Raw genomic sequence first — 14,409 nt, forward strand, 5'->3', positions numbered from 1 at the left:
CGCCCCCCGCACCCGCGACCGCCGGAGATACCCATGTTGACCCGTGGCCTTCGGGCGCCCGGTCAGGCGACGGTTGCCTCGAGCCGGGAACCGTTGCGGCCGCGACGTACATGCAGGCGGCTGGGGATGCGCTGGCGCATCTCGTCGACGTGGCTGACCACGCCGACCACGCGGCCGCCCGCGCGGAGTTCGTCGAGAACGCCCATCACGGCGTCGAGGGTGTCGGCGTCGAGTCCGCCGAAGCCCTCGTCGATGAAGAGGGTGTCCAGCACCAGGCCGCCGGATTCGGCGGCGACGGTGTCGGCGAGGCCGAGCGCCAAAGACAGTGACGCCATGAAGGTTTCGCCGCCGGAAAGGGTTTTGGCGGGCCGGATCGCGCCGGTGTAGTCATCTCGGATGTCCAGGCCGAGACCGCCGCGGCGGCCGCGCGGTCCTGCCTTGTCGGTGTGCACGAATTCGTAACGGCCGCCGGACATTCGACGCAGGCGCAGCGAACCGGCCTGCGCCACTTCTTCCAGTCGGGCGGCGAGAACGTAAGAGCGCAGCGACATCCGGCGATTGTTCTCGCCGCGACCGGCCACCACTTCGGCGAGCCCGGCCAGTTCGTCGTGCGTGCGCTGGAGTGGCGCGATCCGGTCCACCGCTGCCCACAGCTGGCCGCCGAGATCTTCGAGCAGGGCGACTCGCCTGGTCGCCTCGGCGTGCGCGGCGACAGCGACATTCAGCTGGGTCTGCGCTGCCGCGACGGCGGCTTCGAGCTCGGTCAGGTCGCCGGGTTCGATCGATGCCGCCGCCTGGACTTCCGGTTCGGCGAGCACGGCTTCCGCGTGCGCGCGGGCACGGTCGGCGGACGTGAGTTCAGCTTCGATCGCAGACTGCCGTTGCGGAGTCCGGCTGGCCGCGTTGACCACTCGCGCGTACGCGGTCAGTCGCGCTACCTCATCTCGTGGGACTGCGGCCGAAACTCCCTGCGCAACATAGGCACTCCGCGAAGCATTGTCGGCGCCTACAGCGCGGGCCCCTGCGACGTCGTCGGCGTCAGCAGCGTCTGCGGTTGCGCCCCCGGCACTGCTGACCCCAGCAACACTGTCCCCTGCAGCGCCTGCGACCCCAGCGACTCCGGCGCCAGAAACATCTGCGGCTGCAGCGCCGACTCCAGCTATGTCGGCTCCGGCAGCGCCGGACCCTGCAACGCCGGGCCGGGCCGCATTCTCCTGCTCGGGTACGAAACCGGCTGCACGGGCCAGGTTTTCGACGCGGTCGGCGATCACGGCGACCTGCTCGCGGGCTGCTGCGGCGGCGGCGCGCGCGTCACGCAGGGCGGTAGCGTCGGCGACGAGGGCGGTGAGCCGGGCGTAGCGGCGGTCGATGGTCTCGTCCGCGCCCGCGGCGGCGCGAAGGCGGTCGTTGAGTTCGGTGAGACGGATTGTCACGGTGGCGACATTCGCGGCGACGGTGCTGCGGCGCGAATCGGAGTCGCGGAGTTCGTCGTGCAGGCGGGCCTCGTCGGTGCGCAGCCGGGCGAGTTCCGCGGTCAGGCCGTCGGCGAGGGCAGCCAGCTCGGCGGTGTCCTCGTAGCGATCGGTGGCCGCACGCAACGCGGCGGCCAACTCCACGCGGTCGACGTCGCCGCCGCGGGCAGTGAGTGCCTCGATCTCCCGCTCCAAGGCGCTGATTCGGGCGAAAATTCGGTCCCGGGCGTCCTCAGCGGCGCGTTCGGCCGCGACCGCCGCCTCCTCGGCCTCCTTGGCGACCGCGCCCGCGGTGGGTCGAGCGGGCGCGGGGTGATCGGCGGAACCACACACCGTGCAGGGCAGACCGTCGGTCAGCCCGGCCGCCAATTCGGCGGCCATGCCTGCCAGCCTGCGTTCGCGCAGGTCGAGGACGCGCTCCTTGGCATCGTTGTGCGCGGCGCGGGCCGACTCGAACTCGACCCGTGCGTGATCCAGAGCTGTTTTGCGAGAAGCGAGTTCGACCGCAGCGGCGGCGGCCGTCTGTAGACGCTCGCATTCCGCGGTCAAGGTCGGCAGCGTCGCGGCCGCGGTGGTCGCCTCGCGCAGGCGCGCCTCGAGGGTGGCGAGGGAGCCGGGGAGCTGCTCACGCAGCCGGGTCAGTTTGGTCACCTGGGTGTTGAGTGCCGCATCTTGGTCACGTAGCCCCGCCAGCTCCCTGGTGAGCCGATCGGCCGTCGTCGCGTCGACGCGCACCTCGTCCAGTGCGCCGATCTGCGCACTCCAGCGGCGAATCGCGCCATCGATGTCGGCGTCGTCCTTGATGACGGCCTGGCCTGGGGCGGTCGCAGACTCGGCCTCCCCTACCCGATCCGTCCCGGCGCCATGGTGATTCGCACGGGTCGACCGATCGGCGCCCACACTCGCGTCGGCATCGGCGTACTCGACCAGTTCCGCGCCACCGAGATCGACGGCACCGGGTTCGAGCAGCCGTGCGGCCAATTGCTTACTGGCGCTGCGCGCCTCGGCCGCCCGGCGGCGCATCGCCATGACCGCGTCGCGTGCCTCGTCGATGGCTGCCGCGACCGGTTCGGCACGCCGCGCGAGTTCGAGTTCGGCCTGCAGAGCGGCGCGCTGCTCCGCTGCGGCGGCATAGTCTTCGAGCTGCTTACGGGCGGTGGACATTCGACGCCGTAGCTCGTGCAGGCGGCGCTGCTCCTCGGCAACTCCCCGCACCCGCGCCGACTCCTGTTGGCAGCGTTCGGCTGCCGCGGCCGCGGTGGTCAGATCAGTGCGCGCCGTGGCGAGCAGGTCCTGTGACCAGCCGACGGCCTCCAGCGGGCCGAGCGTCTCGGCCGCGCTGGTGCCACCCGCGACACCGAGCTGTGCGATCAACCGGTCGATGCCTTGCTTGCGCGTATCGAGGTCGGCGGCGGAGGCACGGCGTTTGTCCGCGAGCCACTGTTCGGCGCTGCCGAATCGTTCGGTGTCGAAGAGCTTTTCGAGCAGCTTCTCGCGATCCTCGTTGTCCGCCCGCAGGAACCGCGCGAAGTCGCCCTGCGGCAGCAGCACCACCTGGAAGAACTGGTCGGCACTCATGCCGAGCAGCCGGATGATCTCCTCGCCGATATCCGGTATCCGGGAAAGGTTTTCGCCGCGCCCGTCCAGCCAGGCCAGCGTCGCCTTGGCGGGGTCGGTGCGCATGCCGGTGCCGCGTAGCTTCGGGCGTTCGAACTCGGGGATGCGGGTCAGACGCACCCGTCGGCCGCCGAGGGTGGCCTCCAGGATCACCTGCGGCGGTGTCTGATCCGGTGCGTGGTCGGAGTGCAGGCGTTTGCTCTCGCCGCGGGCGCCGGGGACCCGGCCGTAGAGCGCGAAGGCGATCGCGTCGAGCACGGTGGTCTTCCCCGCGCCGGTCTGCCCGTGCAGCAGGAAGAGTCCGTCGGCGCCGAGCGCGTCGAAGTCGACGACCGTGGTTTCGGCGAACGGGCCGAACGCGGTCATCTCCAGCCGGTGCAGCCTCATCCGGCGGCACCACCGCGGTCGGCCGTCGTGCGGCGGCGACCCGCGCGCGGACCGCTCGGTATCGCGGGGCGAGCGGCGAGCCGCGCCCTCACGCCGAGAGTTCCGCTGCCGAGTCGGCGGCCGTCAGCGCCTGATCCGGCTCCGCGACGGCGGCCGCGAGCGCCCGCTCCAGCCAGGCCATTTCGCCCGCGCTCGGCTCGCCGCGGACGTCGGTGAGGAAGCTCTGCGCTACTTCGGTGTCGCGGCGGCCGTGCACCCGCTCACGGTAGCGCAGTTCCGGGTTGCCTTCGGGGCGCACCCACTCGACGTGCACCGCGTGCGGGAAGCGCTCGCGCAGCTTGCGCATCGCGTCGACCGGGCGGGTGGAGTCGGTGAGCACCGCGGAGACGTAGTGCTCCTCGGCCGCCGCGTGGTTCGTGTCGGTGAGCAGCTCGTCGAGCGTTCCGGTGAGTTTGCTCAGGCCGCGGACCAGGGGCAGGTCGCGCCGTTCGACCGCGTGCAGTCCGGCGGCATCCAGCTCGATGATCCACACCGCCTTGCGATGTGAGCTCTCCGCGAACGAGTACGGCAGCGGGGAGCCGCAATAGCGCACGGACTCCGACAGCGTCTGCGGGGAATGCAGGTGGCCGAGCGCGACATAGTCGATGCCGTCGAAGGCCGACATGGGCACGGTCTCCACACCACCGACCGAGATGGAACGCTCCGAGCCGGTCGCCTCGCCACCGACAACGAAGGCGTGGGCGAGCACCACCGTGCGCGTGCCGTCGCGCTGCGCGATATCCGCGCGGATCCGGCGCATGGCGGCGTCGAGGATCTCCGCGTGTGAACGCGCCTGCGGCACATCGAGTTCCGCGCGGGTGATGTCGGGCTCCAGGTACGGAATGCCGTAGAACGCCACGGGACCGTGCTCGTCGTCGAGGAGTACCGGGCGGTCGGCATCGGCGACGGTGGTGCGCAGATACAGCCCGCCCGCCGCGGCGAAGCTCGCGCCCGCGCCGAGCCGCGCGGGCGAGTCATGGTTGCCCGAGGTGGCGACGATCCGGGCGCCCGCCGCACGGATGGCCTCGAATCCGCGGTTGCACACCGCGATCGCGTCGGCACTCGGAATGGAGCGGTCGTACACGTCGCCGGGTAGCACCACCACCTCGACCGACTCCTCGGCCACCAGCTCCGCGATCGCGGCCAGTGAACGTGCCTGGTCGGCAAGCAGATCGACCCCGTGGAACGTGCGCCCGATGTGCCAGTCCGAGGTGTGCAGCATCCGCATCCGCGAAACCGTAGGCCACCGCACCGACACAATTCAATTGCCGTGACCGCCGTGTCGGATTGCCGCCCTTTTCTCCGGCGTGTCAGCGGTGATTCGTCCGGCACTCCGATGGCTGTTCCGCGGTGCGCGCGCACCTGCTGGAATCGATCCGTATCGCCCTGGCGGCCGGCTCAGAGTTCCACGGGGAGCAAGGTTTTCGGGGTCACGCCACGCGGCGGCGGGTCGCGGGCACCGCGCGACCGGCGGCCGAGAAGCGAGGTAGGTCACGAATTCGGTTGCCCCGTCATGACCGAGCGCGCCGTATGTACGGCTTGACCACCTCGTTTGCCGACACGGCGCTGGGTAATTGCCAACCGGCGGTACTTGTCGGTGGCGTGCGGCACTATCGGCGTTATGACCGCACCGATGCTTGTCGCACTGATGCTGGTATTCGCCGCTGGAGTCGGACTCGGCTGGCTCGGCCATGCCGCGCGCGCCGGGCACCGGGCCACCGCGGCGGAGGCAAGACTGGCCGCGGCCACCGACAACGAGCGGCTGCTGCGGCAGTCGCTCACCGCGGCGAACGAGGATGCGGCGCGCAGGCATTCGCACGCGATCGGGGCCATGGTCGACCCGCTGCGCGAAGCGGTCGGCGCGCTGAACCAGCACATCCAACAGGTCGAGCACCATCGGATCAACGCGTATTCGGGTCTGCGCGAGCAGGTGGCGGGCATGCAGCGCACCTCGCTGCAGCTGACCAGCCAGACCAGCCAGCTGGTCGCCGCGCTCCGGGCGCCGCAGGTGCGCGGGCGATGGGGCGAGATCCAGTTGGAGCGCGTGGTCGAACTCGCAGGCATGACCAGGCACGTCGACTTCGACACCCAGGTGACCCGCGCGGCCCGCGGCAACGGCGCGGGCGACCGGACCGGCAACGTCCGGCCCGACCTGGTGGTGAACCTGGCGGGCGGCAGGCACATCGTGGTCGACGCCAAGGTTCCGTTCAGTGCCTATCTCGACGCCAGCACGGTCGACGATCCGGACATCAGGGCCGAGCATCTCACCAGGCATGCGAAACACCTACGCGGACATATCGACCAGCTGGCCGACAAGGCGTATTGGGCCGCTTTCGATCCCGCGCCGGAGTTCGTGGTGTTGTTCGTGCCCGGCGATCCGTTCCTGGACGCCGCGCTGACCACCGACTCCGGCTTGCTGGAGTACGCGTTCGGCCGGAACGTGATCCTCGCGACGCCGACCACTTTGATCGCCTTGCTGCGCACGGTCGCGTTCAGCTGGCGGCAAGAAGCACTGTCCCGAGATATGGCAACCGTTCAGCAATTAGGCAAGGAGTTGTACGCCCGGCTCGGCATGACCGGCCGGCATCTGGATCGGCTCGGCGCGCAACTCGGTAAAGCCGTGGACGCTTTCAACTACACCGTGGCATCGGTGGAATCGCGGGTCATGGTCACCGCACGCAAACTGCACGACCTGGAAATTGCGGAAGAGGAGGTGCCGGCAATCCAGCGGGTGGATTCCTGGCCCCGCGCGGTGGGCTTCGCCGACGCCGCTGATTAGCCGGGTAACCGCCGTGCCATAACGCCCTCCGGCGCGGCGCCGGTTAGTGTTCACAATGTGGCTGCTTCCCAACGTGTGCGAACCCGGGTGCCCGCGCCGCAACGCTCGATACTGCCGACCGTTCCGGGTCTCCCGGTGGGTGCGGCGGTCCTGATCGCGGTTGCCTGCACGTTTCTGGGTTTCTTGATCGATGCGAACGGCGACAGTACCGATCTGACCGGTACCTTCGCCGCGCTGTACATCGTCGGTTGTCTGGCAGCCGTGCTGACGGTCCGCTATCGCGGCCTGTTCACCACCATGGTGCTGCCGCCGTTGCTGTTGTTCGTCGCCGTCCCGCTCGCCTACAAGCAGCTGACCGGCGTCGCGATGAGCTCGATCACCGAAATCCTGCTGAAGCTGGCGGTCCCGCTGGTGGAGCGGTTCCCCACGATGTTCCTCGCCACCGCCCTGGTGCTGCTGATCGGTGGGGCGCGCATCATGATGCAGCGCCGCAGCGAGCCCGGCGAGCGCGCGACGGAATCGCGGCGCGGCGAAAGCTGGGGCCGGACCGCCACCAAGCGCCCGCGCTCCGGCCGGACCGGCGCCGCGGGCCTGGCCGAGTCGGCCCGCCGCCGCACCCGCCGCCCCAAGGACGAAGCGGACGACCTCGAACACGACCTCGAGGAGAAGGCCCCACGCCCGTCCCGTCGGCCCGCACCCTCCGTGGCCGACGCACCGCCGCGGGTCGCCGCGCCCGCCCGGCCCCGCGAGGGACGCCCCGCCCCGCGCACCGGCGGCAGGCCCGCCGCGGCGCCACCGCGCACGGACAACGAACCGCCGCGCGGCAATCCGCCGCGCCGCCGGGGCGATCTGCCGCCGCCGCACCCCCAGCCCAACGTCCGCTACCGCGAACGGGATTCGAGCCGCACCGACCGCCGCAGGCCCGAAAACCTCTAGCCGCGGTCGCTCAGCTACTCAGTCCGCCTGCGAACGGCATCGACCGCCAGTACTCGATGGACGGTGTCAAAGCCTCAGCCAGCATGGGCAGCTGCGGCACCACCGCTAGACACGCCAGCGTTCTGGCCATGCCTACGGCGTTGATGAAACGCATCAGGCGTTCGTCCAGCGGGCGCAGGCCTCGGCGCTGCGCCGCGGCGTTGTACGCGGCCTCGCATTCGGGGCCGAGAAACGCCAGATCCCATTCGACCGGGCCGAGCGTGGTCAGCTCGAAGTCGGCGTACAACGGTCCACCCGGGGTGTGCACGACGTTGACCGCGGGAGCGTCCCCGTGGATCGGCTGAAGGTCGATACCGGGGAACTCCGCCTCGAACGCCGCGCGCGACCGGATGACCGGCTCCAGGATCTCCCATTCCCGCTGCGCACGAGCGAGATCCGCGGCGTCGATGAGGTCGGGACTCTGCGCGAGGGCGGCCAGGCTCTCCGTGACCACCGCCGGTTCGGCCGAGGACAGGAACGGCAGCTCGCCCGGGTAAGCGCGCAGCGCGGCGTGCAGGTCCGCGATCAGACCGGAATTGTGCACGTAGTCGGGTTCGACACTCGCGTCCACTTCCACGAACTGCCAGAACGTCATCGAGAAACCGTTGCGCCGCACGGGTTCCCGAGGCACGAGCGGGCTCGGCGGAATCACCGGGATGCCCTGCTCCGCCAGCCACGCCACCACCTCGAGCTCCGAACGCTGGCGTGTCGTTTGCGGATCGAGATCGGGCGAGAGCAGGACGGTGGGCACCCGGACCACCACCGGCGCCGGAGCGAGGTGCACGACCACGGAGAACGCGTCGTGCAGGACCTTCGGGTCGGTCACCGTCAGCCCGAGGTCACGGCCCGCGTCGACCGCCGCGGTGACCGCTCGGGTGGTGCGGGCGGCGAGCTGGTCGGATGTCATGGCTGCTGGCATGCGGCGATGGTGTCAGGCCGACGGCCGCGGCGCGACATATTTATCAGCGCTGCGCGCCGGAATCGGCATCGGACGCTGATCCGACCACTCGCCGCCGGCATAGCCGGCCGAACAGCTCGGCGCAGCTCACACCCGGGCAATTCGGCTCAGCCTCACCGCCGGATTGTTCGCCGCAACTCAACCCCGCATGGTTCGCCGCAACTCGAAACCCCTCGTTCGCCGCAGGTCAGCTTCGGGCGGTGCGCAGCTCGCGCGGCAGCGCGAAGACCAGGGTCTCGTTCGCCGTGGTCACCGGCTGAACGTCGGCGTAGCCATGTTCCTCGAGCATGTCCAGCACACCGCGGACCAGGATCTCCGGCACCGAGGCGCCCGAGGTGATGCCGACGGTGCGGACGTCGGTGAGCCACGCGGGGTCCACCTCGCGGGCGTAGTCGACCAGGTACGAAGCTTTGGCACCGGCATTGAGCGCGACCTCGACCAGGCGCACCGAGTTCGAGGAGTTGCGCGAGCCGACGACGATCACCAGATCGCATTCCGGCGCCATCGCCTTCACCGCGACCTGACGGTTCTGGGTGGCGTAGCAGATGTCGTCGCTGGGCGGATCCTGCAGCGCGGGGAAGCGCTCACGCAGCCGCTGCACCGTCTCCATCGTCTCGTCGACGCTCAACGTGGTCTGTGAGAGCCAAATCACCTTCGACTCGTCGCGAACGGTGACCTTGTCCACCGAGGCGGGGCCGTCCACCAGCTGCACGTGCTCGGGCGCCTCGCCCGCCGTGCCCTCGACTTCCTCGTGGCCTTCGTGGCCGATCAGCAGGATGTCGTAGTCGTCGCGGGCGAACCGCTTGGCCTCCTGGTGCACCTTCGTCACCAGCGGGCAGGTCGCGTCAATGGTGTGCAGGTTGCGGGCGGCGGCCGAGGTGTGCACCGCGGGTGAGACACCGTGCGCGGAGAACACGAGCACCGAGCCCTCGGGCACCTCGTCGGTCTCGTCGACGAAGATGACGCCCTGCTCACGCAGCGTTTCCACGACGTGGCGGTTGTGCACGATCTCCTTGCGCACGTAGATCGGCGCACCGTGCTTCTCCAGCGTCTTCTCGACGGTCTCCACCGCTCGGTCCACGCCGGCGCAGTACCCCCGCGGCTCGGCGAGCAGCACCCGCTTGCCGCCGACGGGATCGACGGTTCCGGCACCCGCTGAGCGGGTGATTCCGACGTTCAAGGGTATGGCCGAGGACATGCCGACAGCTTACGTGCGCCGACCGACTACCCGCCGTCCGGGCAGTGCGCCGAAGTCGCTACCGTGCGGCGAGGCGTGGTCCGTGCGCGCCGTGACATACGCCAGAATCACTCTCGTGAGCCCCGACCTTTGCATAGCACACCATTTCGGGCAGGCTAGGACCATGTTTCGACCACCGTTCCTGGCCCGGGTAGCCGCCGGGGCCGCCGTATACGCCGTTGAGGAAACTCGTCGGCTACCCACGGCCGCAATGAATTTACCGATCACCGCCATCAGCCAGCTGCTGCAGACGACGATGCACGTCCAGCAGTTCGTGACGAGCCTCGCGCTCAAGGGCGACGCGGTCTTCGATCGATTGGCCAATTCTCCGGAGGAACAGCCGGAGTGGGCCACCTTCGACGAGGACCTCGACCCGGAGCCGACCCAGAGCGGCAGCACGACGCGCACCAGCCGCTTCGACCTGTACGCCACCGACGAGCCCGAGCCTGCCACCTTCACGGCTCGCGGGACACTGCCCGCCGACACCGCCCGTGCCGCCGAGGGCAACGGCCACAGCACCTCGGCGCCGAGCGCCGACGAGCCGGAAACCACTGAGCCGGTGTCGGAAACAAAGCTGGAGATCGTCCCCGCGGCCGACCCCGCGCCGGAGATCAGCGTGCCCGAAGTAGCCACCCGCTACGACTACGGCGGCATGACCCTGGCTCAGCTGCGCGCCCGCCTGCGCATGCTGACCGTCGAAGACCTCACCGCGCTGCTGGACTACGAGCAGCAGACCCGCAACCGGGCGCCGTTCGTGACCATGCTGACGAATCGGATCGCCACCGTGCAGGCGCAGTGACCGAAACCATGCGCGTAAGCCTCCTCGGGGCCCCCGGCCTCAGGTGCCACGCACACCTTCGTCGACGGTTGGCCGGGTGACCCCCGGTCAACCGGAGCGCACCGGCCAACCGCCCGCGCAGGCCCCCGCCGCGCCCTCGGGTTCCGCCGCGCCCGCCAACTCCGCCGAGCAGCCGTATCCGGTGCGTTCCGTCGCGATCAAGGTCGCGCAGTGGATCGACCGGCTCGGCAGCATCTGGGTCGAGGGCCAGATCACCCAGATCAACCTGCGACCGGGCACCCGCACGGCGTTCCTGGTGCTGCGTGACCCGTCCGCGGACATGTCGCTGTCGGTGACCTGCGACCCGGACCTCATCCGCAAGTCCCCGATCCCGCTGCAGGAAGGCAGCCGGGTCGTGGTCTACGGCAAACTCTCGTTCTTCACCGGCCGCGGCACGCTGTCGTTGCGCGTCATCGAGATTCGCCCGGTCGGCATCGGCGAACTGCTCGCCCGCATCGAGCGGCTGAAGGCCCTGCTCGCCGCCGAAGGCCTCTTCGACGTGCGGCTCAAGCGGCCGCTGCCGTTCCTGCCCAAGACCGTCGGCCTGATCACCGGCCGGGCCAGCGCCGCCGAACGCGACGTGCTGACGGTGGCCAGAAACCGCTGGCCCGCAGTGCGTTTCGAGATCCGCAATACCGCCGTGCAGGGCCCGACCGCGGTGCCGCAGATGCTCGAGGCGCTCGCCCAGCTCGACCGCGACCCGTCCGTCGAGGTGATCGTGCTCGCCCGCGGCGGCGGCAGCGTGGAGGACCTGCTGGCCTTCTCCGACGAGGCGCTGTGCCGCGCCATCGTCGCCGCGACCACTCCCATCGTGAGCGCGATCGGCCACGAGCCGGACAACCCGCTCAGCGATCTCGTCGCCGATGTGCGCGCGGCGACGCCCACCGACGCCGCCAAGCGCGTGGTGCCCGACGCCGCCGCGGAGTTGGCCGGCGTGCGCGATATGCGCGCCCGCTCCGCCGCCGCGCTGCGCGGCTGGGTCGACCGCGAGACCCGCGCGCTGACTCAACTGCGTTCGCGCCCGGTGCTCGCCGATCCGCTGCGCGAAATCGACCGGCGCCGTGAGGAGATCGAGCGCCTTCGCGCCTCGACCCGCCGCTGTGCCGAGCAGTTCATTCGCACTGAGGCCACCGCGACCCGCCACCTGCGCGAGAAGTTGACCGCGGTGGGCCCGGCCGCCACCCTGGCCCGTGGCTACGCTGTCGTGCAGCGCGTCGCAGGCCCGGAACGGCACGTAGTGCGCACGATCGAGGACTCACCCGCGGGCAGCCAGCTGCGCATCAGGGTCGCCGACGGCGCCGTCACCGCGGCCGCGCTCGGCACCCAGGCACTAGGCCCCCGCACCAAGGACAAGACCGACGACACCGCAACAAGGAGGAGCTGACCTTGGCCGAGCCCGGCAAGGATGCCGAGACCGAATTGGCTGAGATCGCCACCTTCGGCTACGAGCGTGCCCGCGACGAACTGGTCAATGTCGTGAAGATGCTCGAACAAGGCGGCCTCGATCTGGATGAGTCGCTCGCCCTGTGGGAGCGCGGCGAAGCGCTCGCCAACCGCTGTGAGGAACACCTTGCCGGTGCCAGGAAGCGCGTCGAGGACGCGCTGTCACGCACCGACCTGGAGGCTGAGAAATGACGATCCGCCGGGCGACGCCGGACATCCACACCACCGACATCGAGCGCAGCCGCGACTTCTACCGGCTGCTCGGCTTCGAGGAGGCGATGGACCTCGGCTGGGTCGTCACGATGGCCTCCCCCGCCAACCCCACCGCCCAGGTGCTGCTCATCGGCCCCGGCGCGGAGAAGTTGCAGCCGAACATGAGCGTCGAGGTGGAAGACGTGGACGCGGTGCACGCGGCGATGACCGCCGCGGGCGCCGACATCGTCTATCCGCTGACCGACGAACAGTGGGGCGTGCGCCGCTTCTTCGTCCGCGACCCCAGCGGCACCATCGTCAACGTGGTCAACCACCGCTAGGGAAACGTGCAGGCGGGGCCGCCGCCCGAGCTGTCTACCCATCCGGCGCGCAACATCCGCAGCAGTCTGCACAGGTAGTCGCCTGCCGAACCACTGTCGGCGACGAGCGCCGCGGGCGAGTGATCGAGCGGAGTGGCGGCGGTCGCCGTCGCCGGTGCCAGCAGCATGGTGGCGACCGCGAGGCCTGCAATGGTTTTCTGCATCAGCTCTGTCCGAGTTCGTCCGAATCCCCGCCCAGCACGCAGTATTCGACGACTTCGTCCGCTGCGCACGACCCCATTCATCAGGGCTCGACGCGCACCCGAGGTCAGGGCTTGATCGGCGGTGCCGCGGTGATGGCCTGCGCCAGCGTGACGAACGACTCACGCTGACCGGCACCGGTGATGAGCACCCGTGCCTGGCCGAGGTCGGTGATCCAGGCCGACTCCGAGCCGGGCTCGGCGTAGACGATCCATTTCTGGTCGCCGATCTGCTCGGTACCGGTGGCGTAGCGGGAGCCGAGCACGAATCGGGACAGGGCTTCCTCGGTCGCGCTGCTCTGGCTGAAGCGCATGTAGGCGCCGTGGTCAGTGATATAGCCGACAGTGCTGATCGGTCCGCCGCCGTTGCCGCTGATGTTCTCGCGGCTGCCCGAGTTGGGGGTCCAGTCGGCGGGCACGGCCGGGTTCCGGATCGGGAACGGCAGGCTGCGTGCGTCGGAGGTGAGCGCGGCCTTGGCATCGAAGTGCGGGATCTGCCCCTGGGTCGGACCCTTTGCGGCAAAACTGCATTGGCTCGCCAGGCCGGCGAAAACCACGGCGATCAACACGAGGGGGATCAGCGACCAGAACAGATCCCGGTAGTCGTTCATGATGCGTGGCTTTTGCGGGGACACGCACTCAGTATCCACTCGCGCGTCCGGTGCGCCCGCACGCACCCCGATCGACCGAGCAGGGTGTACGCCCGTCTCAGTTCGGGTGAGACAATCGTCCGGACCGACGCGCGCGGTCATGCAGCTTGCGTAACCACCCAGGACCCCGCGCGCGGCGCACAGCTTTTGTACCGACGCACAGGAGGCACCCCGCAATGACGGCATCTTCCCCGACACCGAGCCGCCGCGAGGCGCCGGACCGCAACCTCGCGCTCGAGCTGGTCCGCGTCACCGAGGCCGGTGCGATGGCCGCCGGTCGGTGGGTCGGGCGCGGCGACAAGGAGGGGGGCGACGGCGCCGCGGTCGACGCGATGCGCCAGTTGGTCAACTCGGTGTCCATGCGCGGCGTGGTCGTCATCGGCGAGGGCGAGAAGGACGAGGCGCCCATGCTGTTCAACGGCGAGCTCGTCGGTGACGGTACCGGCCCCGAGGTCGATTTCGCGGTCGACCCGGTCGACGGCACCACGCTGATGTCGAAGGGCTCCCCCGGTGCCATCGCGGTGCTCGCGGTCGCCCAGCGCGGCGCGATGTTCGATCCGTCCGCGGTGTTCTACATGAGCAAGATCGCGGTCGGCCCGGACGCCGCCGACGTGATCGACATCTCGGTCCCGATCAGTGAGAACATCCGCCGGGTCGCCAAGGCCAAGGGCCTGTCGAAGTCGGACCTGACCGTCTGCATCCTGGACCGCCCCCGGCACGCCGAGCTGATCCAGCAGGTCCGCGACGCGGGCGCGCGTATCCGGCTGATCTCCGACGGCGACGTCGCCGGCGCCATCGCCGCGGCCAGGCCCGACTCGGGCACCGACATCCTGGTCGGGGTCGGCGGCACCCCCGAGGGCATCATCGCGGCCGCCGCGATGCGCTGTATGGGTGGCGAGCTGCAGGGCATGCTGGCCCCCACCGACGACGACGAGCGGCAGAAGGCGATCGACGCGGGCCACGATCTGGATCGGGTGCTCACCACCGAGGATCTGGTGGCAGGCGACAACGTCTTCTTCTGCGCGACCGGCGTCACGGACGGCGACCTGCTGCGCGGCGTGCGCTACTACGGTGGCGGCGCGTCCACCCAGTCGATCGTGATGCGTTCCAAGTCCGGCACGGTCCGGATGATCGACGCCTACCACCGGCTGACCAAGCTGCGCGAGTACTCCTCGGTCGACTTCATCGGTGACGAGCACGCGGTGCCGCCGCTGCCCTGATCCGGCACCATCGAGACCCAGA

13 protein-coding genes are annotated in these 14,409 nt (G+C 70.0%); 7 read left to right on the forward strand and 6 right to left on the reverse strand.

Annotated elements, in window-relative coordinates; genetic code table 11:
* Nucleotides 1–62: 62 nt before the first annotated feature.
* Together DMB37_RS14785 and DMB37_RS14790 are read right to left on the reverse strand one after the other, a co-directional pair.
* On the reverse strand, nucleotides 63–3,476 hold the full coding sequence (locus DMB37_RS14785) for an AAA family ATPase (RefSeq protein ID WP_135233201.1): 3,414 nt from the start codon (nucleotides 3,474–3,476) through the stop codon (nucleotides 63–65).
* Between the two features lie 88 nt (nucleotides 3,477–3,564).
* A complete protein-coding gene (locus tag DMB37_RS14790; protein ID WP_135233202.1) occupies nucleotides 3,565–4,743 on the reverse strand; it encodes an exonuclease SbcCD subunit D in 1,179 nt (392 codons plus the stop codon).
* Between the two features lie 393 nt (nucleotides 4,744–5,136).
* Here DMB37_RS14790 and DMB37_RS14795 point away from each other — a divergent pair, with 393 nt between their 5' ends.
* On the forward strand, nucleotides 5,137–6,294 hold the full coding sequence (locus tag DMB37_RS14795) for a DNA recombination protein RmuC (protein ID WP_135233203.1): 1,158 nt from the start codon (nucleotides 5,137–5,139) through the stop codon (nucleotides 6,292–6,294).
* 57 nt (nucleotides 6,295–6,351) lie between these two features.
* Nucleotides 6,352–7,230, forward strand: coding sequence for a DUF6542 domain-containing protein (locus DMB37_RS14800; RefSeq protein WP_206055253.1), 879 nt, complete (start codon nucleotides 6,352–6,354; stop codon nucleotides 7,228–7,230).
* Between the two features lie 10 nt (nucleotides 7,231–7,240).
* Here DMB37_RS14800 and DMB37_RS14805 read toward each other — a convergent pair whose 3' ends face one another.
* Nucleotides 7,241–8,188 (reverse strand): phosphotransferase, encoded by a 948-nt coding sequence (locus tag DMB37_RS14805; protein WP_135233204.1) that lies wholly within the window; start codon nucleotides 8,186–8,188, stop codon nucleotides 7,241–7,243.
* Between the two features lie 226 nt (nucleotides 8,189–8,414).
* Nucleotides 8,415–9,425 carry a 4-hydroxy-3-methylbut-2-enyl diphosphate reductase gene (locus DMB37_RS14810; RefSeq protein WP_135233205.1) on the reverse strand — a complete coding sequence of 337 codons (1,011 nt, stop codon included), beginning with the start codon at nucleotides 9,423–9,425 and terminating at the stop codon, nucleotides 8,415–8,417.
* Nucleotides 9,426–9,588: 163 nt separating this feature from the next.
* On the opposite strand from DMB37_RS14810, the gene DMB37_RS14815 reads away from it, so the two are divergent.
* The 4 genes from DMB37_RS14815 to DMB37_RS14830 all read left to right on the forward strand — a co-directional run bounded on the left by DMB37_RS14815 (nucleotide 9,589) and on the right by DMB37_RS14830 (nucleotide 12,278).
* Nucleotides 9,589–10,263 (forward strand): lipid droplet-associated protein, encoded by a 675-nt coding sequence (locus DMB37_RS14815; RefSeq protein WP_135233206.1) that lies wholly within the window; start codon nucleotides 9,589–9,591, stop codon nucleotides 10,261–10,263.
* 76 nt (nucleotides 10,264–10,339) lie between these two features.
* A complete protein-coding gene (xseA, locus tag DMB37_RS14820; RefSeq protein ID WP_135233207.1) occupies nucleotides 10,340–11,686 on the forward strand; it encodes an exodeoxyribonuclease VII large subunit in 1,347 nt (448 codons plus the stop codon).
* A 2-nt stretch (nucleotides 11,687–11,688) separates the two neighbouring features.
* Nucleotides 11,689–11,937 (forward strand): exodeoxyribonuclease VII small subunit, encoded by a 249-nt coding sequence (locus tag DMB37_RS14825; RefSeq protein ID WP_135233208.1) that lies wholly within the window; start codon nucleotides 11,689–11,691, stop codon nucleotides 11,935–11,937.
* Nucleotides 11,934–12,278: a VOC family protein gene (locus DMB37_RS14830; RefSeq protein ID WP_135233209.1), complete on the forward strand. Its 345-nt coding sequence runs from the start codon at nucleotides 11,934–11,936 to the stop codon at nucleotides 12,276–12,278. The genes DMB37_RS14825 and DMB37_RS14830 overlap by 4 nt, the downstream gene beginning before the upstream one ends.
* Here DMB37_RS14830 and DMB37_RS14835 read toward each other — a convergent pair.
* Entirely contained in the window at nucleotides 12,275–12,481 is a 207-nt protein-coding gene (locus DMB37_RS14835) for a hypothetical protein (RefSeq protein WP_135233210.1), read from the reverse strand. The genes DMB37_RS14830 and DMB37_RS14835 overlap by 4 nt on opposite strands.
* Before the next feature lie 104 nt (nucleotides 12,482–12,585).
* On the reverse strand, nucleotides 12,586–13,152 hold the full coding sequence (locus tag DMB37_RS14840; RefSeq protein WP_135233211.1) for a DUF4245 domain-containing protein: 567 nt from the start codon (nucleotides 13,150–13,152) through the stop codon (nucleotides 12,586–12,588).
* Between the two features lie 191 nt (nucleotides 13,153–13,343).
* On the opposite strand from DMB37_RS14840, the gene glpX reads away from it, so the two are divergent.
* Nucleotides 13,344–14,387 carry a class II fructose-bisphosphatase gene (gene glpX / locus DMB37_RS14845; protein WP_135233212.1) on the forward strand — a complete coding sequence of 348 codons (1,044 nt, stop codon included), beginning with the start codon at nucleotides 13,344–13,346 and terminating at the stop codon, nucleotides 14,385–14,387.
* Nucleotides 14,388–14,409 lie beyond the last annotated feature (22 nt).

Origin of the sequence: Nocardia sp. CS682, from assembly GCF_004634405.1 — a bacterium.
In the GTDB taxonomy this organism is placed as follows: domain Bacteria; phylum Actinomycetota; class Actinomycetes; order Mycobacteriales; family Mycobacteriaceae; genus Nocardia; species Nocardia ninae.